Here is a 21,681-nt window from a genome sequence, read left to right on the forward strand (position 1 = left end):
GCATGTTCGAAACCACCGGACGCCTGACCGACCTCATCTGCGGCAGCGAAGCGGCCAACGCGGTCTGGTCGCCGCGCGCCACCGTGCAGGCCATGCTCGATGTCGAAGCGGCGCTCGCGCGCGCGTCGGCCAAAGCGGGCGTGATTCCCGCGAGCGCCGTAGATGCGATCGTCGCCGCGTGCGACGCCGCCAACATCGACGCGGCCGCGCTCATGTCGGGCGCGGCGGCGGGCGGCAATCTCGCGATTCCGCTCGTCAAGCAACTGACCGCCGTCGTCAAGGCGCGCGACGCCGAAGCCGCGAAGTACGTGCATTGGGGCGCGACGAGCCAGGACATCATCGACACGGGCGTCGTGCTGCAATTGCGCGCGGCGCTCGATCTCATCGACGCTGATCTGCAAGCGCTCGCACACGCGCTTGCGGATCAGGCGGACAAGCATCGCGCGACGCCGATGATCGGCCGCACCTGGCTGCAGCAAGCGCTGCCGATCACGCTCGGCCTGAAGTTCGCGCAATGGCTGGACGCGGTGACGCGTCATCGCGCGCGTCTCGCCGATGTGCGCGCACGCGCGCTCGCGCTCCAGTTCGGCGGCGCGGCGGGCACGCTCGCGAGCCTGCGCGACAAGGCGCTGCCGACGGCGCACGCGCTCGCCGACGACCTGCGCCTCGCGCTTCCCGCGCTGCCTTGGCATACGCAGCGCGATCGCATCGCGGAAGCGGCGTCGTTCTTCGGCATGCTGACGGGCACGCTCGGCAAGATCGCGCGGGACATTTCGCTCATGATGCAGACGGAGCTCGGCGAAGTGGCCGAGCCGTCGGCGGCGGGCAAGGGCGGCTCGTCGACGATGCCGCACAAGCGCAACCCGGTCGGCTGCGCGGCCGTGCTCACGGCGGCCACGCGCGCCCCGAATCTCGTCGCGACGATCTTCGCGGGCATGGTGCAGGAACACGAGCGCGCGCTCGGCGGCTGGCAAGCCGAGTGGGAAGCGTTGCCGGACCTCGCGCGGCTGACGGCGGGCGCGCTCGCCAACGTGAAAGACATCGTGCCGGGCCTGGAAGTGAACGTCGGGCGGCTCGCGGCGAATCTGAACGCGACGAACGGCCTGGTGCTCGGCGAAGCCGTGATGCTCGCGCTCGGCGACGCCATCGGCCGGCTCGACGCGCACAAGCTCGTCGAAGGCGCGTCGAAGGCGGCGGTCGCGAGCGGTCAGTCGCTCTTCGACGTGCTCGCCGCGAACGAAACGGTCAGCGCGCATCTCTCGCGAGAGCGCCTGAAGGAACTCCTCGATCCGGCGAACTACGTCGGTCAGGCTCAGGCGTTCGTCGATGCCGCGCTCGCGCAGCATCGCCAGTATCAAGATCAAGATACGGAGCAATAACAGCATGCCTTTCGCCGCTATCAATCAAACCCGGATTCACTACCGGATCGACGCCACCGCCGGCAACGACGCGCCGTGGCTTGTGCTCTCGAATTCGCTCGGCGCGGACGTGTCGATGTGGACCCCGCAGGTCGAGGCGTTCGCGAAACACTACCGCGTGCTGCGCTACGACACGCGCGGTCACGGCCATTCGGATGTGCCGCCCGGCCCGTACACCGTCGATCAGCTGATCGGCGACGTCGTCGCGCTGATGGATCATCTCGGCATCGAGCGCGCGAATTACTGCGGACTGTCGATGGGCGGCCTGACCGGCATCGGCCTCGCCGCGCGTCATCCCGAGCGGTTCTCGCGCGTCGTGCTGTCCAACACGGCCGCGAAGATCGGCTCGGACGCCGTCTGGACGCCGCGCGCCGCGAAAGCGCGCGAGACGGGCGGCATGGCCGCGCTCACCGATAGCGTCATCGCGCGCTGGTTCACGGCGCCGTTTATCGAGCGGGAGCGGCTCGTGCTCGCGAATATCCGCGATGTGTTCCGCCACACCTCGGGCGACGGCTACGCCTCCAACTGCGAGGCGATCCGCGACGCGGACCTTCGCGAAGAAGCGAAGACCATCGCGCTGCCGGTGCTCGTGATCGCGGGCACGCACGACATGTCGACGACGGCCGAGCAGGGCCGCGAACTCGCGGGCGTCATCGGCGGATCGCGCTACGTCGAACTGGATGCCGCGCATCTGTCGAACATCGAGAAGCACGACGCCTATACGCACGCCGTGCTCGACTTCTTCGGAGAACAGCAATGACGGACGACGAACGCTACGAAGCCGGCATGAAGGTGCGCCGCGCGGTGCTGTCCGACGCGCACGTGGACCGGTCGCTTGCCAACCGCACGGACCTCACGACCGAATTCCAGAACTTCATCACGCGTTATGCGTGGGGCGAGATCTGGACCCGCGAAGGCTTGCCGCGCCACACGCGCAGTCTCATCACCATCGCGATGATGGTGGCGCTCAACCGCAGCGAAGAACTCGCGCTGCACCTGCGCGCCGCGAAAAACAACGGCGTGACGCAGGACGAGATCAAGGAAGTGCTGATGCAGACCGCGGTCTATTGCGGCGTGCCTGCGGCGAACTCGGCGTTCCACCTCGCGCAGAAGATTTTCGAGGAGGAAGCGCGGTCGGGCGGGCAGTAACCGGGTCACCTTCGAAAAAGCCGTCTCCGCGATGCCGGAGACGGCTTTTGCGCTTTTAGAACGCGTAGTACGGGCCGTTGCCCGCTGGCGTCGGGCGGCCTTCGAGTGCGGTGAACACGCGCCGGCCGTAGAAGAAAGGCAGGCCCCAGTCGAAGAAGCCGCTCGCGGGCCCGGCCAGATTGCTGAATGCGTTGTTGCCGCTCGATAGAAGCGTCGTCGCTTTGGCGACGGAAAACGACACGCCGGCCGACGCGCCGGTCGCGGAACTGAGCGTGGCGTTGAGCGTTTGCGTCGTGGCTGGGCAGTACCAGACGCCGCACGACGCGAGCGTGGTCGACGGAAAGAAGAGGCCGTTCGATCCGCTGTCGATGAAGCTCGAACCGTAGTCGTTGCCGCCGAAGTTCGTCGAGACGTAGCCTGTGATCGAGTTGGACTTCAGCACCGTCGCCGAGCCCAACAGATTATTCGCCTGCGATCCGATGCCGAAGGTCATCGTCCCCGCGACCGCGGACGCGCCTTCGGGCGGCACGGCCGGCAATTCGATCAGCACGCCGTTGTTGTCCGTGGCGAAGCGCGCGACCGGATTCGTCACTTGCTGCGCGACGGCGACCGTGGTCGCGGAACACGCGCTCGACGTGCAGTCGTAGTACCAGCGCGGCATCGCAGATGCAGCGCAACCGCCGCCGCAATCGGCCGTGAACGGCCCGACGCCCAGAATGCCGTTGCCGCGCAGGTTCGACGCAGTGAGCATCGGCAGACCGGACTGGCCGCAATCCGTGGCGGCGGAGGGGACGGCCGAATCCGCGATCAGCTGAACGGAGACCGCGCTCGCCACTTGACCGGCGAGCCGCACATCGGCCTGGCGGACCGCGCCCCACGTGTAGCCGGAGCCGAACACCGCGCATTCCGCGACCGCCGAATTGCCCGCGCTGCCCGCGCTGCCCGCCTTACCCGCCACCAGAGGCAACGCAATTGACGGATCGAGCGCGGACGCGAGCACGCGCAAGCCTTGCGAGCCGGTATCCACCTGAATGTTGTCGATGGTCTGGCACGTGTTCGTGCCGGGCACGCAGAGCGTGACGCTCGTTTGCAGCATGTTGCGCGTGCCGGTGGGAATGCGCGTCACCTGGATCGGCTGCACGTTGGGCGTCGTCGACTGAACGACGACGTTGCTCGCGGCGCTCGGTGCGCTCGCGGCGGGCGGCGCGCTCGCGGCAACCGGCGTGCTGGCCGGCGCGGGCGTGCTTGCGGCCGTCGGCGCGGGCGTGGCGGGCGAGGCGGCCGTGCTCCCCGAGCCACCGCCGCCGCATGCATGAAGCAGCAGGCAGACGGCGATCACGGGCAACCGGCAAAGCGTGCGGATGGTCATGGCTGGTCTCTCGCGCTTTATTGAATATCGGCTGCCGATACGCCCGGGGGCAACGCGCTCGCGAGCCATGCGCGCCCGCTGAATTCGCGCAATCGCGTCCGATTCTCGACCGTCAGATCCGCGTCCGACACGCGCGCCGTGTGCAGTCCGGCATCGCCCGCCGTTGCGCTCGCGCCGTCCCGAAAGCGCGAGAAGTAAGCGCCGAGCAGCGCCTCGACGTTCGGCATCGCCGGTCCGCGCCACGACACGGCGTACACGGTGCCGGCCGCATCGATGTATTCGCGCACGACGATCCTGTGCGAATCGGTCGTCTCGCGGTAGGTCACGAGCCCGCTCTGCGCCCGGTGGACGACCGCGCCGTCCGAAGCATCCGACGCGCGTTTGGTCGCGCCGAGCTGCGCATGGCACAGCGTGCTGACGCCGAGCGAGAAACACAGGGTCGCAGCAAGGTACTGAGGATGTCTTAAGTTCCGCATCGTTCTCTCCGATCGTTTTAGGAGCAGTCCTATTTTTGGGATCGAATTTTAAGATGAATGCGGAGCAGGGCGATACCGGACGCGGCTTACTCGGAAACTGAAGAATGAGACAGATAAATCCGAAAAAACAAGACCTTGCGCAGAGCCGGCGCTGCCCATTGACGATTTGCGGGGATGTCATAAATTGTCAAATGTGTGGGGAGCGGTCGAATGCTGATGGCGCCCGATGCGATCTCGGCGGGCCGGATGACGGACGGCGGTCCGCGGTCTGACTGCCCGTCGAGCTTGCTGCGCGAGGCGCTTACCCCTCTTTTTGCACGGCGTTGCGCCGGACCGGTAAAATGCTGGGTTGATCCACGGACGACCCCGTGGCGTAGCGGAAGGACTTTCCAGACATGACAGATTTTCGTGTAACCAAGCGGATGGCTGCGCTTTTCGCGGTGGCCGGAATCGTGGCGGGTTGCGGCACCTCATCGCCCACCGCGATCAACTACAAGAGCGACCAACGCTCGAAGCAATCGTCGCTCGCCGTTCCGCCGAACCTTCTCGACGAAGCGGTCGACCAGCGTTCGTTGCCGCCGCAAGGCGGCCAGGCGTCGCTCTCGGATCTCCAGCAGGTTCAGAAAGTCGCGCCGAGCGCGCCGACCGTGGTGCCGCCGGTTTCCGGCATGCATATCCAGCGCGACGGCGCGGAACGCTGGCTCGTCATCGACAACAAATCGCCCGATCAGGTCTGGCCGCAAATTCGCCGCTTCTGGCAGGAGCAGGGCTTCCTGCTCGTCGTGGATTCGCGCGACAAGGGCGTGATGGAAACCGACTGGAACGAAACCCACCCGCAGATTTCGGACGGCCTCATTCGCGACACGCTCGCGAAGGCCACCGGCAACTCCTATGTGACCGCCGAGCGCAACAAGTACCGCACGCGTCTGGAAGCGGGATCGAACGGCGGCACGTACGTGTTCATCAGCCAGAAGGGCATGCGCGAGGCGCTGACCGGCGTGAATAACGACACGAGCCAGTGGCAGGCGCGTCCGAACGACCCGGCGCTCGAAAGCGAATATCTGAAGCGGCTGATGTCGTCGCTTGCCGTCGCTGATTCGCGTCAGGCGGCGGGTGTCGCGGGCGCAGCGGACACCACAGCGTCCGCGAACGCGCAGCCCGCGAAGGGCGGCGACAGCAAGGCGGCCGCCACGGCCGCGCAGAACGTCGCGAACGCCGGCAATAGCCCGATTCGCAACGAGACCGTGCCGCAAGCCGACTCGGCGCAACTGACCTTGCCCGAAGCGTACGACCGCGCGTGGCTGCGCGTGGGCATCGCGCTCGACCGGGCGAACTTCACGGTGGACGATCGGGATCGGGCGCGCGGCGTCTACTTCGTGCGTTATGCGGACCCGAACGACAAGTCGGCGCGCGAGCAAGGCTTCTGGAGTCAGGTTTTCCACGGCCGCAAGGAAATCGCCGTGAAGCAGTATCAGGTCAACGTGCGCGCCATTACCGAAGGCGAAACGCGCGTCGCGATCGTCGATGACAAGGGCCAGGTGGATTCGTCTCCGCAAGCGCGGCAGATCATGGCATTGCTCGCCGATCAGATCAGCTGACGCAGCGTCTGAACCGCACTAATCGCTCAGTGCTATGAGAACCGCCTCTTCACGAGGCGGTTTTTTTTGCCCGCGTGGACGCGAATAACGTGCTTCTCGCGCCGAATGCAAAGTGCGCCGCCAGACGAATTGCATGCGAAGAGCATGCTTATATTGCGCAGAGGATTCTTTTCACCGTTCAATGTGCGCAATAGCTTATAAAAAATTCTCGGGGGACAGTACATTGCGTCCATGGCGTGATTGACGCGCCGCCGCTCGATTCAGAGCAGCAAGTTACTCGCAGACAATACCCGATAACGGCTCGCGGCAGCGAGTCCCGATGGCCCCGTCGCCTATCCTCGTAGGGCGACGGCTTTTGCCCGCGTTCCACCCGGAACGCGGGTTTTTTCTTTGCGCGTTTAAATCGTTTTCGGCGCGATTTGTGCCGCGCGTTTATGCTTCGCTTTCAATCGTTTATTGAAGATAGGAGAAAAAGCGTATGTCAGAAGTCGCCGTCGTCGCCATTTTCGTGGCCAAGCCGGGCAGGGAAGAAGAGTTGCGGCAAGTGCTGGAAGCCAACGTCGCGCCGACGCGCCAGGAACGCGGCGCGCTTCAGTACGATCTGCACCGCGACATCAAGGAGCCGCGCCGCTTTATCTTCGTCGAACGTTGGGAAAGCGAAGCTGCGCTCGCGGACCACGGCCAGACCGCGCACATCCAGGCGTTCAGGGCGAAGGCGCCCGAACTGTGCGAACAGGGCGATGTGCACGTCGCGAGCAAGCTGCTTTAAGCGGCATCAGTGCGTTTCGTGCGGGATGTCGAGGATCAGGATGATGGTCCAGTCCGCTTCGCCGTCATGGTGATACTGACGCTCCGCCACGATAAACGGCTGCTGCTTGCCTGCCGGCCCGAGAAACAGCACGTCGCCTTCCATCGGCAGACATTCGACCGGCGGCAGCGCCAGAAACGCGTCCTTGTTGGCGTTGCGCGGCATCAGTTTCTCGATCTTGCGCGATGCCGCTTCCGTCCATTCGATATCGAGTTGAATATTGCTCATGCTGTCGTTCGCACGCGAGTGCGCTCCACGGTTGAATCGTTGAAAAAGACGATGCGCAATGTAGCACACGCCATGCGTTCCCCGTGACGCGCCCCGCATGTGCGAACGGCCCGCGGGCGTGAACCCGCGGGCCGTTTTTCATGCGGCAATCAACGACGCGCGTTTCAGATTTCTTCGTACAGCGGCAGCGTCAGAAATTCGGTGAACTGCTCCGAGGTCGACATCGTTTCGAAGATCTTCGCGGCGCGTTCATACGGCTTCGTATCGCTGCCCGCGCCGCCGACGCTTTGCTTCACCTTCTCCAGTTCGTCGATGATGATCTCGCGCACCATCGCGGCCGTGACCTTGCGGCCGTCTTCGAGCTTGCCCTTCCGCGAACGAATCCACTGCCAGACTTGCGAGCGCGAAATCTCCGCCGTGGCCGCGTCTTCCATCAGGTTGTGAATCGGCACGCAGCCATTGCCGGCGAGCCACGATCCGAGGTAATGGATGCCGACGTTCACGTTGTTGCGCAGGCCCGCTTCGGTGATCGGCGCTTCCGGGCGGAAATCGAGCAGATCGTGCGCGGTCACTTGCACGTCGGGGCGCTGCTTGTCGATCTGGTTCGGCTTGTCGCCGAGCACCTTGACGAACTCTTCCATCGCGACCGGCACGAGCCCCGGATGCGCGACCCAGCCGCCGTCGTAGCCGTCGGTGGCGTCGCGCGCCTTGTCGGAGCGCACGCCGCCCATTGCCTTGTCGTTCGCGGCGGGGTCGTTCTTGATCGGAATGAGTGCGGACATGCCGCCGATGGCGGGCGCGTTGCGCTTGTGGCACGTCTTCAGCAATTCGAGCGCGTAGGCGCGCATGAACGGCACCGTCATCGTGATCTGTGAACGATCCGCGAGGCAAAAGTCGGGATCGTTCTTGAACTTCTTGATCGCCGAGAAGATGTAGTCCCAGCGGCCGGCGTTCAGGCCGGAGCTATGTTCGCGCAGCTCATAGAGAATCTCGTCCATCTCGAATGCGGCGAGAATCGTCTCCACGAGCACGGTCGCGCGAATCGTGCCGCGCGGAATGCCGACGCCTTCCTGCGCCGCGATGAAGATATCGTTCCACAGACGCGCTTCGAGATGGCTTTCCATCTTCGGCAGATAGAAGTACGGGCCGCTGCCGCGAGCGATCAGTTCCTTCGCGTTATGGAAGAGATATAGCGCGAAGTCGAAGATGCCGCCCGACACGCGCTGGCCGTCGACGGTCACGTGCTTTTCGTCGAGATGCCAGCCGCGCGGACGCACGATCAGCGTCGCGATCTTGTCGTTGAGCGTGTACGACTTGCCGTTCTGCTCGAGCGAGATCGTCCGGCGCACGGCTTCTTTGAGATTGATCTGGCCGACGATCTGGTTCTCCCACACGGGCGCGTTCGAATCCTCGAAGTCGGTCATGTAGGAATCCGCGCCGGAGTTGAGCGCGTTGATGATCATCTTGCGCTCGACCGGGCCGGTGATTTCGACGCGCCGGCACTGCAGGTCCTTCGGCAGCGGCGCGACGGTCCACTCGCCTTCGCGGATCGCTTTCGTTTCTTCGAGAAAGCCGGGGCGCTCGCCCGCGTCGAGGCGCTGGGTGCGCTCCACGCGCGCGGCGAGCAGTTCCTGACGACGCGGCTCGAACCGGCGATGCAGCATCGCGACGAACGCGAGCGCCTCGGGCGTCAGAATGGCTTCGAAGCCGGGCTTGATCTCAGCCGAAATGGCCATGCCTTCCGGCAACGCGAGCGGGTTCGAAGGGTGCGTCATGTGTTTTCTCCTTGGTCGGTCAGACGGTTTTGCTTTTGGGTTCTACTGTTTTGGCGATGACGAGCGCTTTCGCGCGCCCGCGCGATCGGCGGCGAGGGGAATCGGCTGCTGCACGCAACCCCCTTCGATGAACGCGACGAGGTCGTTCATGTCGCGCCCCATCCCGCGTGGCGCGACGCCGAGTTCCTCGACCGGCAAGCTCGCGCGATCCAGCCAGAACGTGGTGTAGCCGAACCACGTCGCGCCCGCGATATCCCATCCGTTGGACGAGACGAACACGATCTCGCGCGCCGCCGCGCCGAACGCCTGAAGGCCGAGTTCATAGGCAGCGGCGGCCGGCTTGAATGCGCGCACGGGCTCGACCGACAACACGTGATCGAAGAAGCCCGTCATGCCGGCGCTTTTGACGGCAACGTCGAGCATCGGCGGATTGCCGTTCGACAGAATCGCGAGCGGTAGACCGTGGCGTTCGCGCAGCGTTTTCAGCGCGGGCAGCGTGTCCGGAAAGGCGGAGAGGCAGGCGTATTCGTCCATCAGGCGCTTCTCGGCGGCGGCCGTGAGCGCGTCTGTCAGGCCGAGGCGCGCGGCTGCGTATCGCAGCGCGTCGATGGTGATGTCCCAGAACGGCGCGTAATGGCTGCCGGAAGGATCGGCGAGGCTGCGTAGCTGCGTATATTCGATCTGCTTCTGCCGCCAAAGCTCAGACAGCGCCTGGCCGTTGCCGGGAAAAAGCTGCTCGGCGGCAGCGACGACCGAGTGGACGTCGAAGAGCGTACCGTAAGCGTCGAAGATGACTGCGCGGGGAAGAACAGGCGAGGGTGTGGACGATGCGTGTGTCGTTGTGGCCGACATAGCCGTGCGCTCCAGAAAGAGGTCGGGGTCGATTCTATTGGTGATCGATCAGGTGGAAAAAGGCCGGCGGGATCACTTGATCTTTTACTTTTTCATACCTAATCTTTGCGCCAAATCCCGACATTGACGAGCAAAGCGCATGGATCGGTTCAAGCAGATAGAGACGTTCGCCTCCGTCGCGGCGAAAGGCAGTCTTTCGGCGGCGGCGCAGGCGGAAGGCATCGCGCCGGCGGTCATCGGCAGAAGGCTGGATGCGCTGGAGGAACGTCTCGGCGTGAAGCTGCTTGTGCGCACGACGCGCAAGATCACGCTGACGTTCGAAGGCTCCGCGTTTCTCGAGGACTGTCAGCGCATCATCAACGACATGCAGAACGCGGAGGCGAGCGTGTCGGCGGGCGGCGTGAAGGCGAGCGGGCACGTGCGCGTGTCGGCGCCCGCGGGCTTCGGCAGGCGCCACGTCGCGCCGCTCGTCGCGGCTTTCACGACGCTGCACCCGGACGTCTCCGTGAGCCTCGACCTGACGGACCGCATGGTCGATCTCGTCAACGAAGGTTTCGATTGCGCGGTACGGCTCGGCGAGTTGCCGGATTCGTCGCTCGTGTCGCTCAAGCTCGGCGAAAACCGGCGCGTTTGCGTGGCGTCGCCCGAGTATCTGCAAAAGCGCGGCAAGCCCGCCACGCTGAGCGCGCTCGCCGATCACAACTGCCTCGCGCTCGGCGCGTCCGCCAATCAGCAGCGCGGCTGGGTGTTTCAGCAGGACGGCAAGGTCGTGACGATCAAGGTGTCCGGCACGATGGAATGCTCGGACGGCGCCGTGCTGCACGAATGGTGTCTCGAGGGGCGCGGCCTCGCGTGGCGATCGTGGTGGGAAGTGGGCGCGGATATCGGCGCGGGAAGACTCGTCAGCGTGCTCGACGATTTCGCCGCGCCGCCCATCGGCATTCACGCCGTGTTCCCGCAGCGCCGGCACTTGCCCTTGCGCGTGCGGCTCTTTCTCGATCTGCTCAAGCATACCTATGCCGCTCCGGGATACTGGGAGGCTCTCGTTTCGTAACGAGACTCGCTACGGATTCCTATTTATCGTTATCTCGACTGCATCGCCGCGCGGCCGCCTGACTACAATGAGAGCGTGCCCCGCCGTTCGAAGGAGGACGCCATGTTCAAGCACATCCTGGTACCGACCGACGGCTCCGAGCTGTCGCAGAAAGCCATAGACGGCGCCATCGACCTCGCGCAGTCCGTCGGCGCGCGGATCACCGCTTATGCGTGTCTGCCGCAGTATCCGTACTCGCCGTTCGCGGATGTCGCCGTCGAGCCGCCCGACGACTTCCACGCCCGCGCCGAACGCGAGGCGCGCGAGCATCTGCGGGCCGTCGAGCGCGCGGCCGAACAGGCGGGCGTGCCGTGCGACAGCGTGACGAGCATCGAGGCGGCGCCGTACATCGGCATCATCGACGCGGCGGAGCAGAACGGCTGCGACGTCATTCTGATGGCGTCGCACGGTCGTCGCGGGCTCGGAAGCCTGCTTATCGGCAGCGAAACGCAGCGCGTGCTGACGCACACGCGCATTCCGGTCATCGTGTACCGCTGATGTCGCGGCGGCCGACGCGCCTGCCACGCGCGCCCCGGCCGCCGCTTTCTTTACCGCTCTCCCTGATTCAGCCTGCCCTCGGGCAATGCTTTACGCGACTTTCTTGTCGAAGAACTGCTCGTCTTCGGTCGATCCGTGCAGCGCGGTCGTCGATGCTTCGCGCTCGACCGTCTGCGTGACTGCATCGAAGTAGCCCGTGCCCACTTCGCGCTGATGCTTGACCGCCGTGAAGCCCTTGTCGGCGGCGGCGAACTCGGCCTGCTGCAATTCGACGAACGCGCTCATCTGCGTGCGCGCATAGCCGTGCGCGAGGTTGAACATCGAGTAGTTCAGCGCGTGGAAGCCCGCGAGCGTGATGAACTGGAACTTGTAGCCCATCGCGCCCAATTCGCGCTGGAACTTGGCGATGGTCGCGTCGTCGAGGTTCTTCTTCCAGTTGAACGACGGCGAGCAGTTGTACGACAGCAGCTTGCCGGGGAACTGCTTGTGGATGGCCTCGGCGAATTTCTTCGCGTATTCGAGGTCCGGCTTGCCCGTTTCGCACCAGACGAGATCGGCGTACGGCGCGTACGCGAGACCGCGCGACACGGCCTGTTCGAGACCCGGCCGCGTGCGATAGAAGCCTTCCACGGTGCGCTCGCCGGTCAGGAACGGCTTGTCGTTTTCGTCGATGTCGGAGGTCACGAGATCGGCGGCTTCCGCGTCGGTGCGCGCGACGAGCAGCGTCGGCGTGCCGCAGACGTCCGCGGCGAGACGCGCGGCGACGAGTTTCGCGACGTTCTCGCGCGTCGGCACGAGCACCTTGCCGCCCATGTGGCCGCACTTCTTCACGGAGGCGAGCTGGTCTTCGAAGTGAACGCCCGCCGCGCCGGCTTCGATCATCGCCTTCATCAGTTCGAACGCGTTGAGCACGCCGCCGAAGCCGGCTTCCGCGTCCGCCACGATCGGCGCGAAGTAGTCGATATAGCCTTCATCGCCCGGGTTCTTGCCTTCGGACCACTGGATCTGATCGGCGCGCGTGAACGTGTTGTTGATGCGCTTCACGACGAGCGGCACCGAATTGGCCGGATACAGCGACTGGTCCGGATACATTTCGCCCGCGATGTTGGCGTCGCCGGCCACTTGCCAGCCGGACAGGTAGATGGCCTTGAGGCCCGCCTTGACCTGCTGCATCGCCTGATTGCCGGTCAGCGCGCCGAGCGCATTGACGAACGGCTCTTCCTGAATCAGCGACCACAGCTTCTCGGCGCCGCGTCGCGCGAGCGTGTGCTCGACCGGCACCGAGCCGCGCAGGCGCACGACGTCCTCGGCCGAGTAGCCGCGCTTGATGCCTTTCCAGCGCGGATCGGTTTCCCACTGCTGATGGAGTTGCTGGGCTTGTTGTTGACGTGACGTCATGGCGTTTCTCCTTGAGATTGGGCTGTACGACGAAACCGTGGTCGATGCTTGATCGCGTTTGAGCAAGTGCTGCTGGGTTTTGCTCAACTCTTATATAAGAGTGTAGGCCGGTCGATGGTCGATAAAAAGCCGTCGCAAGGAGTTTTGGTTGATTAAAATGTCGTTAATAATCAATCAATTATGCTGTTGATTTCATACTGCGCAATGTTCTTTCCCATGCTGCAATTGCGCTCGTTGTGCCGCGCAGCAACGCTTTTGCGACGCAAAAAAACGTTGCACATTATGAAATGCGAAGATAAGCGAAAAAAAAACCGATGCGCGAGGCATCGGTTTTCTTGTCCTGCTGGGGAAAGACGGCGTTATCGCGCCGTCCCTACGCATACATCAGTTGCCGCGGCGCGGTGCGCGCGGGCCGTCGTTACGGCGCGCGCTGTAGCCGTCGCGCTGGCCGAAACCGCCGTCGCGGTTGCCGCCGCGATAGCCGCCGTCACGGTCGCCGCTACCGGCGTTGCCGCCGCGATAACCGCCTTCGCGGTAGCCGCCTTCGCGCGAACCGGCGCCCGACTTGTTGCCGTAGCCGCTGGCGTTGGCCGCGCCGTAGCCGCGTCCGCCGCCATTGCCGCTGCCGAAGCGCCGGCCGCCGTTACCGCCGCCCGGACGGCCGCGTCCGCCGAAACCGCCCTTCGGCGGCGACTTGCGCGGCTCGAAGCCCGCGACGACATTCACCGGCAGCGGCGCGTGCACGAAGCGCTCGATGCGCTTGAGCGCGCCCATTTCGGCGTGATGCACGAGGCTCACGGCCGTGCCGCTGCGTCCCGCGCGGCCCGTGCGGCCGATGCGGTGCACGTAGTCTTCGGCGAACTTCGGCAGGTCGTAGTTGAAGACGTGCGTGATGCCCGGAATATCGATGCCGCGCGCCGCGACGTCCGTGGCCACCAGCACGCGCACGCGGCGCTCGCGCAGCGCGCGGATGGTGCGGTTGCGCGCGCCTTGCGGCAGGTCGCCGTGCAGCGCGGCGGATTCGAAACCCGCGTCCGACAGACGATTCGCGATCAGATCCGCGTCGCTCTTCGTCGCCGTGAACACAATGGCCTGATCCAGCTCGGTGTCGCGCAGCAGGTGGTCGAGCAGGCGATCCTTGTGGTCGCGGTCGTCGACGTAATGCACGGTTTGCGCGATGTTGCTGCGCGCTTCGAGCTTCTGCACGATCTCGATGCGCTCCGGGTCGTTCAACAGGCGGCCGGTCAGCGACGCGATCTTGCCGTCGATGGTTGCCGAGAAGAGCAGCGTCTGACGCGTGGCCGGCGTGGCCGCGACGATCGTCTCGATGTCTTCGATAAAGCCCATGTCGAGCATGCGGTCGGCTTCGTCGAGCACGAGCATCTTGAGGTTCGACAGGTCGATGCGGCCGCGCTCCAGATGGTCGATCAGACGGCCCGGCGTCGCGACGAGGATTTCAGGGTTCTTCGCGAGCAGCATCAATTGCTGGCCGTACGCGACGCCACCGAGAATGCTGACGGTGCGCAGGCGGCGCAGATGGCGGCCGTACGTCGTCGCGGCGGCGGACACTTGCATCGCGAGTTCGCGCGTCGGCGTGAGCACGAGCAACTGCGGGCGCGCGATCGGCTGCGGACGACGGCCGGGACGCGCGTTCGGGTCGCGCGGCTGACGCGGCTGCTGCGCCTGGAGCTTTTCAAGCTGCGCGAATTTTTCGATGGCCGGCAGCATGAACGCCGCCGTCTTGCCGGAGCCGGTCGGGCTCGAAACAAGCAGATCGCGGCCGGCGAGCGCGGCCGGAATCGCGCGCTGCTGCACGGGCGTCGGCGACTGGTAGCCGGCGTCGATCAATGCGGAAACGATATCGGCCGAAAGACCGAGGGATTCGAAAGTGGGGCCGGCGGGTGCTGCGGGAGCAGTCTCAGCCGAGGCTGCGGCGGCGGGTTCTGCCGTGTCGGCGGCCGGGGAAATGCCAAGCGTTTGTGCTGCGATGTTGTCCAACGGGCTGGGGGTGAAGCTCGAAGTCATGTCGATCCTTGAAACGGGAAATAAGGCGTCGGCGCCAATCGGCATACCCAGGTCGTTGGATTCAGCGAGCGAAGAAACAGCGAGCAAATCGAAAAACGGGGGCAACTCGCGCAAACAGACGGCGAGCATCGTTGTTAGAAGCTGTATCGGATACGTCAGGGCGCTTAAGCACTGACGTCAGCCTGGTGCATGACGGGCCGCGAAATGAATAGCGCACAAACGATGCGCTACGGCCTGGCAGGGAAGGGACAGTTTCTAAACTGGATTGGAGCGAAACGCTACGAAGCATTTTGATACGGGGCACGTTGCCTTGCGGCGTGCGCCTCGCAATCAAGCTGCATGACACGAAGTATATCGGAAATTGCTGCACCGCGCCACAGTTTGACGCATTCGCGCGCCATCGGAGGGCATCGAAGGCGCGCGGCAGATGTCGCTCGGTCAGCCTGCCTCGCCGCGTTTGAGCGACTCGACGAGTTCGACGTAGCGCTCCTTCGCGGTATCGGCCGGCGTGCCTTTCAGCGCGGCCCAGGCTTCGTGCTTGTACTTGCCGGCGATATCGGTGAAGCCGGGCGCATCGCCTTGCACGTCGCCGACGCTCGCCTGCTTATAGAGCGCGTAAAGACGCAGGAGCGTCAGATTGCCGGGGCGCTCGGGCAACTGCGTGACCTCGGCTTGCGCGCGGGCGAATTGCTGATCGATGTCGGTCATGCGGGCGTCCTGTCTAATTTGAGATGCCGACGATCTTAGCAAGCGCAGTCATGCTGGCTCTGGAGGCTTTCTTCGAATCGAATCAAATGGCATCGCGCGGCGAGCGGGGCGCGTCATCGCGCGGAAAAGTCCGTGAACGCGTGCCGCATGTCACGCGAGCCGCAAAAGCCGGCGCACTCCCGCATTACAATACGGACTATGACACGCACCGTACTGCTCGCTCTCGATACCTCGACGGAATTCTGCTCCGTCGCGCTCCTGCTCGACGAACCCGCGGCCAAGCCGTCGTCCGCTGCCGCGCCCGCTTATCTGAGCGGCGATACATCGGTGTGGATTCGCCACGAAGCGACGGGCGCGGTCTCCAGCACGCGTCTTCTGCCGGCGGTGCGCGAGCTGCTGGACGAAGCAGGGCTCGCGCTCGCCGATTGCAACGCCATTGCCTTCGGCGCGGGGCCGGGGTCGTTCACCGGCCTGCGGACGGCGACAGGCGTCGCGCAAGGGCTTGCGTTCGGGCTGAATGTGCCGGTGGTCCCGGTGAGCACGCTGCTCGCCTGCGCGGAAGCGGCCCGGCTCAACGACGCGTCGTTGCCGGATCGGGTGCTCGTCGCGCTCGATGCGCGCATGGATGAGGTCTACTGGGCCGAATATCAGTACGAATCAAATCGCGAACCCGCGCCCGGCGACTGGCGCGAACTGCACGCCGCATCGCTCGATCGTCCCGACGCGCTGCCGCTTCCCTCGGTGCCGTTCGCGCTCGCGGGCAACGCGGCGGCGGCCTTCGGCGACCGCCTGCCCGCGCTCGCGGCCGCCGCGCATGTGGACCGCGATGCGCTGCCGCACGCGCTGCCGGTCGCGCTGCTCGGCTTGCGCGCGCTCAGGGCCGGACGCGCGGTCTCGCCGGAACTCGCCGCGCCGGACTACGTGCGCAACAAGGTCGCGCAGACGACAGCCGAGCGCACCGAAGCGCGCGCCGCTGCGGCGAAGGCTGGCGCGCAGTCTGCCGGCGCGGAGGCGCTCCGGTGAGCGGCGTGTTGCTCGCGGATCGGTATCTCACGCCGATGACCGAAGCGGACCTCGACGAAGTCGCCGCCGTCGAGAAGCTCGCCTACGAATTTCCGTGGAGCCGCGGCAATTTCCAGGATTCGCTGCGCAACGGCTACTACGGCGTGTGCCTGCGCCACGTGACCGGCACGCTCATCGGCTATTGCGTGCTGATGCCTGTCGTCGATGAAATGCATCTGCTCAATCTCTGCGTCGCGCCGTCCGCCCAACGCGCCGGCGCGGGGCTGACGCTGCTGCGCGAAGCGGTGCGCGTCGCGCGTGCCGAAAAGCTCGAAGGCATGCTGCTCGAGGTGCGGCCGTCGAATGCGCGCGCCATCCAGCTTTACGAGCGCTTCGGCTTCACGGCCATCGGGCGTCGCAAGAATTATTACCCCGCGCGGCATCGGTCGCGCGAGGACGCAATCGTCATGCGTCTTTCGTTCAAGGAGAGTGCGCATGGCGCTCGATGAATCGCTGATCGAGGAACTCGGCATCGGGTTCGTTTGGATGAGGCGGAAGACGGGTAGGTCGGGTGCGGACGCGGTGGAGGCGACGGGTCGTGCCGCAAGTGCTCCGCCGGCAGCGACGCCGCTCGGGGCGTCGCGCGCGGTGTCCCCGCATGCAGCGAATGCGACTCCGCACGTGGAGCCGACAGCCGGCGCGAGCAGCTTGCAAACGCCGATGCCGCCGCTCGACGGCTCTCACGGCGCGGCGCCGGATGCTGCGGATACGCGATTGAACTCAGCGCCGGCCGACGGCACAAGGCGCCCGCAAAGATCGACGCCGCCGCTCGACGGCTCTCACACGGTGGCACCGGACGGCGCCCCGGCGTCTGCCGTGCGCCGCCCGCACACACTGACACCGCCGCTCGACGCGTCGCGGGCGGTGGCGGCTGACACGCTCCACACGGCACCCCACACAGAGCCGGCGGAAGCCGTGCGCCGCCCGCAAACATCCACACCGCCGCTCGACGCTCCGGCTCCCGCTCGCGCCGACCGGGAGCCGGCACCCGCATCCGCGAAACCCCGCACCGAGCCGCAGTCCGAATTCGACGCGCCACCCTCGGATTACCCACCGTTCGACGCCTACGACGACCTTCCGTGGACCGATGACGCGCCATCGCCTGCAACGCCCGTCGCGCCCGCCGTCCCCGACGACGTCCGCACGCTCGACTGGACCGCGCTCGAAGATCGCGTCACGGGTTGCGAGTTGTGCCGCCTCTGCGAACGCCGGACGAACGCGGTGTTCGGCGTGGGCGACCGCGAAGCCGACTGGATGCTGATCGGCGAAGCGCCCGGTGAGAACGAGGACAAGCAGGGCGAGCCGTTCGTCGGACAGGCGGGCAAGCTGCTCGACAACATGCTGCATGCGCTCGGCCTTTCGCGCGAATCGAACGTCTATATCGCGAACGTCATCAAATGCCGGCCGCCCGGCAACCGCAATCCGGAACTCGACGAAGTCGCGCGGTGCGAGCCGTATCTGCAGCGTCAGGTCGAACTCGTGAAGCCGAAGATCATCGTCGCGCTCGGGCGTTTTGCGGCGCAGAGCCTGCTCAAGAGCGAGGCGAGCATCGCGGCGTTGCGCGGGCGCGTGCACGAGTATCGCGGCGTGCCGGTCGTCGTCACTTATCACCCGGCGTATCTGTTGCGCAGCCTGCCCGACAAGGCGAAGGCCTGGGCCGATCTGTGCCTCGCCCGCAAGACGCACGCCGATGCGCTCACCGCGCTCGGCGTCGAATCGGGAGCCGGGAAGGGCGCGCGCGGATGACCGGCCTGTCGCGCCTCGTCGATCGCTTCGGGGACGCGACGGTGCGCGATCTGGCGTGGCTGCTTTTCTCGCCCGACCTTCTGCGCGAAAGCGCGGCCGGCGCGCCGCTCGCGCAGCCGTTCGCGCAGCCGTTCGGATCCGCCGATTCGCGCGACGCCACGCTCACGTGGCTCGCCGCGCTCGACGCCGCGCCGGAGGCATTGCACGTGCGCTCGCGCAATCCCAAATCGACGCGCCTCGGCATCTACGCCGAAAGCCTGCTCGAATTCTTTTTGGCGCACGGGCCGGCCGCGCGGCTGATCGCGGCGAACGTGCCGCTGCGGCGTCAGCGCCGCACTATCGGAGAGTGCGATTTTCTGTTGGAGACGGCGGCCGGCGCGCGGCTGCACTGGGAACTGGCGGTGAAGTTCTATCTGCACATCGGCGATGGCGTCGAGCGCGCGGCGCGCTTGTCGGACTATGTCGGGCCCAATCTCCAGGATCGCTTCGATCTGAAACACGCACGGCTTTTGACGCATCAACTCGGCTTGACGTCGCGGGCGGAGTTCGCCGCGCTTGGGCTGGAGGGGCCGTGGCACCCGCAGTTGTTCATCAAGGGGCGGCTCTTTTATCACGATGAAGGCATCGCGCCCGCGCCGGAAGTGGGCGAAGCGCACGTGCGCGGCTGGTGGCTGACGGCGACGGAATGGCGCGACCGGCATGGAGAGCACGGAGCGCACGAAGGGCGCGAAGATCGCGCATGGGTCGTGCAGCCGCGGCTTGCGTGGCTCGCGCCGCGCCGCCTGAACGCGCCGGATGCCGATTCGCTGATCGACGAGGCCGCCGCCATTCACACGCGTCTCGCCGCCATCGCCGCGCCGACGATGGTCGCTGCCTACGTGCGCGACGGCGGGACCGGCTGGGCGGAGGAATCGCGCGGCTTCATCGTCCCGGACGACTGGCCCGAGCGGGCGAGGGCGTTTGCGGCTTCGGAGCTTCCCGCGCCCGCGTGACTATCGGACGGTGACCGACATTTCGCTGGGCGCTTCGCTTCGGCGGTGGCGCACGCCGGAGGACGCTTGCGGCTTCTTCTTTCCGGGCAGAGCGTTCGCCGCTTGCTACGGCTACCCGATCACCACCATCGATAGAAGTGATGCACGGGCCCCACGACGTGCCCGACGCCTAGCCGCGCGCTCGCCTCGATCGCGCCGCTGAGACACCGCTTCGCTTTGGCGGTGCCGCTCACCGGAGCAATCGCGCGGCTTCATCTTTCCGGGCGAAGCGCTCGCCGCTTCGTACGGCTGCCCCATCACCACCATCGATAGGAGTGATGCACCGACCCGACGCCGTGGCCGACGTCCAGTCGCGCGCTCGCCTGGATTGCGCCGCTGGAAAGCGCTTCGCCGGAGGACTCCCGCGCTTCATCTTTCCGGGCGAAGCGTTCGCCGCTTGCTATGGCTGCTTGATCACCACCATCGATGGAAGTGATGCACCGGCCCGACGCCGTAGCCGACGTTCGGCCGCGCTCTCGCCTCGATCGCGCCGCTGAAACACGGCTTCGCTTCGGCGGTGGGGCTCACCGGAGAAATCGCGCGGCTTCATCTTTCCAGGCGAAGCATTCGCCGCTTCCTACGGCTGCGCGATCACCACCATCGATAGAAGTGATGCACCGGCCCGACGCCGTGCTCGAGGTTCGACCGCGCGCTCGCCTCGATCGCGCCGCTGAGATCGCGCTTCGCTTCGGCGGTGGCGCTCACCGGAGGAATCGCGCGAATTCGTCTTTCCGGGCGAACAACGTCGTCGGGCGAAGCGTTCGCCGCTTCCTACGGCTACCCGATCACCACCATGGATAAAAGTGATGCACCGGCCCGACGCCGTGCCCGACGTCCAGTCGCGCGCTCGCCTCCATCGCGCCGGTGAGATAACGCTTCGCTTCGGCGGCGGCGCCCGCCGGAGGAATCGCGCGGCTTCATCTTTCCAGACGAACAACGTCGTCCGGCGAAGCACTCGCCGCCTCCTACAGCCGCCCCATCACCACCACCGATAAAAATGATGCACCGGCCCGACGCCGTGCCCGACGTCCAGCCGCGCGCTCGCCTCGATGGCTCCGCTGAGATACCGCTTCGCCTCTGCGGTGGCGCTGGCGAGATCGCCGGTCCGCGGAATCAGCGCGGCAATCGCCGCCGACAGCGTGCAGCCGGTGCCGTGCGTGTTCTTCAGCGCGACGCGCGCGCCCGCAAGCCGCAACGCGCCCGTCGATTCAATCAGCCAGTCCGGACTGTCCGCCGACGCCAGATGCCCGCCTTTCATCAGCACGGCGCGCGCGCCCGAGGCAAGCAGCGCCTCGCCCTGACGCACCATCGCGTCTTCGTCTGCGGCCGATTGCGTGCCGAGCAGCGCCGCCGCTTCCGGCAGATTCGGCGTGACGAGCGTGGCGAGCGGCAGCAGTTCGTCGCGCAGCGCGGCCACCGCTTCGGGGGCGAGCAGCGCGTGATTGCTTTTCGAGATCATCACGGTGTCGAGCACGACATGCGCCGGGCGATGCCGCCTGAGCGCGTCGGCGACCGCGCGCACGATGCCCGCGTTCGCCAGCATCCCGATCTTCACTGCGTCGATGCGGATGTCGTCGAACACGGCATCGAGCTGCGCCGCGACGAACGCGGGCTCCGGCGCGTGGACGGCCGTGACGCCGCGCGTGTTCTGAGCGGTCAGCGCCGTAATGACGCTCGCGCCGTACGCGCCGAGCGCGGAGAACGCCTTGAGATCGGCCTGAATGCCCGCGCCGCCGCCGGAGTCGGAACCGGCGACAGTGAGCACGTTGGGAATGGGTTGGGTCGAAGACATGAGAAAAGTCAGGATGAAGCGCGACGGATTATCTCGCGCAGTTCGGCCGAGGCAGCGCGCGGGTCGGCCGCCTTGCAGATCGCGGAAACGACCGCGAGTCCCGCCGGTTGGGCGCGCATAACGTCGGCCGCGTTATGCGCCTGGATGCCGCCTATCGCCACCGTCGGCCAGCGCGAACTCGCGCGCATCGCGGCGAGACCGTCGATGCCGCAGGGCGCGGAGGCGTCGGTCTTGGTCGGCGTCGCGTAGACGGGCCCCGCGCCGACATAGTCGACGCCTTCCAGCCGGTTCGCATCCGCGACTTCCGCGAGATTCGACACTGATAGCCCGATCAGCGCATCCGGCCCGAGCAGCCGTCGCGCGACATCGGCGGGCAGATCGCGCTGGCCGACGTGAACGCCGTCCGCGCCGGCTGCGAGCGCGACATCCACGTGATCGTTGATGACGAGCGGAACGCCGCGCGCGCGCGTCAACGGCAACAAGTCGAGCGCCAGCTCGAGCCACGCGCGCTTGTGCCACTCCGGCGCGCGCAGTTGCAGCAGCGTCACGCCGCCGTCCAGCGCCGCGCGGGCGACCGAAACGGCCGCGTCGTGGCCGCCGCACTGCACCGGGTCGAGCACGAGATAGAGCGAGAGATCGAACGCGCGCCGCATGT

General features: G+C 66.1%; 21 protein-coding genes and 3 pseudogenes. 11 read left to right on the forward strand and 13 right to left on the reverse strand.

Features of this window, described 5'->3' with window-relative positions:
• The first annotated feature begins 2 nt into the window (after window positions 1-2).
• The 3 genes from JYK05_RS05195 to pcaC are packed head-to-tail and all read left to right on the forward strand — an operon-like array spanning window position 3 to window position 2,567.
• Window positions 3-1,379, forward strand: a complete 1,377-nt coding sequence (locus JYK05_RS05195; protein WP_206468001.1) for a 3-carboxy-cis,cis-muconate cycloisomerase — start codon at window positions 3-5, stop codon at window positions 1,377-1,379.
• 4 nt (window positions 1,380-1,383) lie between these two features.
• Complete coding sequence (gene pcaD / locus JYK05_RS05200) at window positions 1,384-2,178, forward strand: 3-oxoadipate enol-lactonase (protein WP_206468002.1); 795 nt, start codon at window positions 1,384-1,386, stop codon at window positions 2,176-2,178.
• On the forward strand, window positions 2,175-2,567 hold the full coding sequence (gene pcaC, locus JYK05_RS05205; RefSeq protein WP_175940092.1) for a 4-carboxymuconolactone decarboxylase: 393 nt from the start codon (window positions 2,175-2,177) through the stop codon (window positions 2,565-2,567). Before pcaD ends, pcaC begins: the two co-directional genes overlap by 4 nt.
• Before the next feature lie 55 nt (window positions 2,568-2,622).
• Here pcaC and JYK05_RS05210 read toward each other — a convergent pair whose 3' ends face one another.
• Both JYK05_RS05210 and JYK05_RS05215 read right to left on the reverse strand, forming a co-directional pair.
• On the reverse strand, window positions 2,623-3,936 hold the full coding sequence (locus JYK05_RS05210; protein WP_206468003.1) for a DUF3443 domain-containing protein: 1,314 nt from the start codon (window positions 3,934-3,936) through the stop codon (window positions 2,623-2,625).
• 17 nt (window positions 3,937-3,953) lie between these two features.
• Entirely contained in the window at window positions 3,954-4,412 is a 459-nt protein-coding gene (locus JYK05_RS05215; protein ID WP_206468004.1) for a DUF2844 domain-containing protein, read from the reverse strand.
• Between the two features lie 395 nt (window positions 4,413-4,807).
• Here JYK05_RS05215 and bamC point away from each other — a divergent pair, with 395 nt between their 5' ends.
• Together bamC and JYK05_RS05225 are read left to right on the forward strand one after the other, a co-directional pair.
• Window positions 4,808-6,010, forward strand: coding sequence for an outer membrane protein assembly factor BamC (bamC, locus tag JYK05_RS05220; RefSeq protein ID WP_206468005.1), 1,203 nt, complete (start codon window positions 4,808-4,810; stop codon window positions 6,008-6,010).
• A gap of 478 nt (window positions 6,011-6,488) precedes the next feature.
• The gene (locus JYK05_RS05225) at window positions 6,489-6,779 is read left to right on the forward strand and encodes a putative quinol monooxygenase (RefSeq protein ID WP_175940096.1); all 291 of its coding nucleotides are present in this window, start codon (window positions 6,489-6,491) and stop codon (window positions 6,777-6,779) included.
• A gap of 6 nt (window positions 6,780-6,785) precedes the next feature.
• Here JYK05_RS05225 and JYK05_RS05230 read toward each other — a convergent pair whose 3' ends face one another.
• From JYK05_RS05230 to JYK05_RS05240, 3 genes are all read right to left on the reverse strand, one after another.
• Window positions 6,786-7,046 (reverse strand): DNA-binding protein, encoded by a 261-nt coding sequence (locus JYK05_RS05230; RefSeq protein ID WP_175940097.1) that lies wholly within the window; start codon window positions 7,044-7,046, stop codon window positions 6,786-6,788.
• 164 nt (window positions 7,047-7,210) lie between these two features.
• Window positions 7,211-8,821 carry a malate synthase A gene (gene aceB / locus JYK05_RS05235; RefSeq protein ID WP_206468006.1) on the reverse strand — a complete coding sequence of 537 codons (1,611 nt, stop codon included), beginning with the start codon at window positions 8,819-8,821 and terminating at the stop codon, window positions 7,211-7,213.
• A gap of 42 nt (window positions 8,822-8,863) precedes the next feature.
• A complete protein-coding gene (locus JYK05_RS05240; protein ID WP_206468007.1) occupies window positions 8,864-9,673 on the reverse strand; it encodes a haloacid dehalogenase type II in 810 nt (269 codons plus the stop codon).
• Window positions 9,674-9,812: 139 nt separating this feature from the next.
• On the opposite strand from JYK05_RS05240, the gene JYK05_RS05245 reads away from it, so the two are divergent.
• Complete coding sequence (locus JYK05_RS05245; protein WP_206468008.1) at window positions 9,813-10,727, forward strand: LysR family transcriptional regulator; 915 nt, start codon at window positions 9,813-9,815, stop codon at window positions 10,725-10,727.
• A 102-nt stretch (window positions 10,728-10,829) separates the two neighbouring features.
• Window positions 10,830-11,264, forward strand: a complete 435-nt coding sequence (locus tag JYK05_RS05250; RefSeq protein ID WP_175940101.1) for a universal stress protein — start codon at window positions 10,830-10,832, stop codon at window positions 11,262-11,264.
• Between the two features lie 90 nt (window positions 11,265-11,354).
• On the opposite strand, the gene aceA is transcribed toward JYK05_RS05250, so the two are convergent.
• The 3 genes from aceA to JYK05_RS05265 all read right to left on the reverse strand — a co-directional run bounded on the left by aceA (window position 11,355) and on the right by JYK05_RS05265 (window position 15,395).
• Complete coding sequence (gene aceA, locus JYK05_RS05255) at window positions 11,355-12,662, reverse strand: isocitrate lyase (protein ID WP_175940102.1); 1,308 nt, start codon at window positions 12,660-12,662, stop codon at window positions 11,355-11,357.
• Between the two features lie 384 nt (window positions 12,663-13,046).
• Window positions 13,047-14,687: a DEAD/DEAH box helicase gene (locus JYK05_RS05260; RefSeq protein WP_206468009.1), complete on the reverse strand. Its 1,641-nt coding sequence runs from the start codon at window positions 14,685-14,687 to the stop codon at window positions 13,047-13,049.
• A gap of 438 nt (window positions 14,688-15,125) precedes the next feature.
• Window positions 15,126-15,395 (reverse strand): acyl-CoA-binding protein, encoded by a 270-nt coding sequence (locus JYK05_RS05265; protein WP_175940104.1) that lies wholly within the window; start codon window positions 15,393-15,395, stop codon window positions 15,126-15,128.
• A gap of 198 nt (window positions 15,396-15,593) precedes the next feature.
• Between JYK05_RS05265 and tsaB the strand changes: the two genes are divergently transcribed.
• The 4 genes from tsaB (at window position 15,594) to JYK05_RS05285 (ending at window position 19,195) form a co-directional block, all read left to right on the forward strand.
• Window positions 15,594-16,418, forward strand: a complete 825-nt coding sequence (gene tsaB, locus JYK05_RS05270) for a tRNA (adenosine(37)-N6)-threonylcarbamoyltransferase complex dimerization subunit type 1 TsaB (protein WP_206468010.1) — start codon at window positions 15,594-15,596, stop codon at window positions 16,416-16,418.
• Entirely contained in the window at window positions 16,415-16,906 is a 492-nt protein-coding gene (gene rimI, locus JYK05_RS05275) for a ribosomal protein S18-alanine N-acetyltransferase (RefSeq protein ID WP_175940106.1), read from the forward strand. The genes tsaB and rimI overlap by 4 nt, the downstream gene beginning before the upstream one ends.
• Before the next feature lie 211 nt (window positions 16,907-17,117).
• A complete protein-coding gene (locus tag JYK05_RS05280; protein WP_371826414.1) occupies window positions 17,118-18,203 on the forward strand; it encodes a uracil-DNA glycosylase family protein in 1,086 nt (361 codons plus the stop codon).
• Entirely contained in the window at window positions 18,200-19,195 is a 996-nt protein-coding gene (locus tag JYK05_RS05285) for a DUF1853 family protein (protein ID WP_206468012.1), read from the forward strand. Before JYK05_RS05280 ends, JYK05_RS05285 begins: the two co-directional genes overlap by 4 nt.
• Window positions 19,196-19,314: 119 nt before the next feature.
• Here JYK05_RS05285 and JYK05_RS05290 read toward each other — a convergent pair.
• The 5 genes and pseudogenes from JYK05_RS05290 to thiE form a co-directional block, all read right to left on the reverse strand.
• A pseudogene (locus JYK05_RS05290) lies at window positions 19,315-19,416 on the reverse strand (bifunctional hydroxymethylpyrimidine kinase/phosphomethylpyrimidine kinase); the annotation flags it as partial.
• Between the two features lie 409 nt (window positions 19,417-19,825).
• A pseudogene (locus JYK05_RS05295) lies at window positions 19,826-19,933 on the reverse strand (bifunctional hydroxymethylpyrimidine kinase/phosphomethylpyrimidine kinase); the annotation flags it as partial.
• 86 nt (window positions 19,934-20,019) lie between these two features.
• A pseudogene (locus tag JYK05_RS05300) lies at window positions 20,020-20,133 on the reverse strand (bifunctional hydroxymethylpyrimidine kinase/phosphomethylpyrimidine kinase); the annotation flags it as partial.
• 80 nt (window positions 20,134-20,213) lie between these two features.
• Window positions 20,214-21,026: a bifunctional hydroxymethylpyrimidine kinase/phosphomethylpyrimidine kinase gene (gene thiD, locus JYK05_RS05305; RefSeq protein WP_206468013.1), complete on the reverse strand. Its 813-nt coding sequence runs from the start codon at window positions 21,024-21,026 to the stop codon at window positions 20,214-20,216.
• 8 nt (window positions 21,027-21,034) lie between these two features.
• The gene (thiE, locus tag JYK05_RS05310) at window positions 21,035-21,679 is read right to left on the reverse strand and encodes a thiamine phosphate synthase (RefSeq protein WP_206468221.1); all 645 of its coding nucleotides are present in this window, start codon (window positions 21,677-21,679) and stop codon (window positions 21,035-21,037) included.
• Window positions 21,680-21,681 lie beyond the last annotated feature (2 nt).

The organism is Caballeronia sp. M1242, from assembly GCF_017220215.1.
Taxonomy (GTDB): domain Bacteria; phylum Pseudomonadota; class Gammaproteobacteria; order Burkholderiales; family Burkholderiaceae; genus Caballeronia.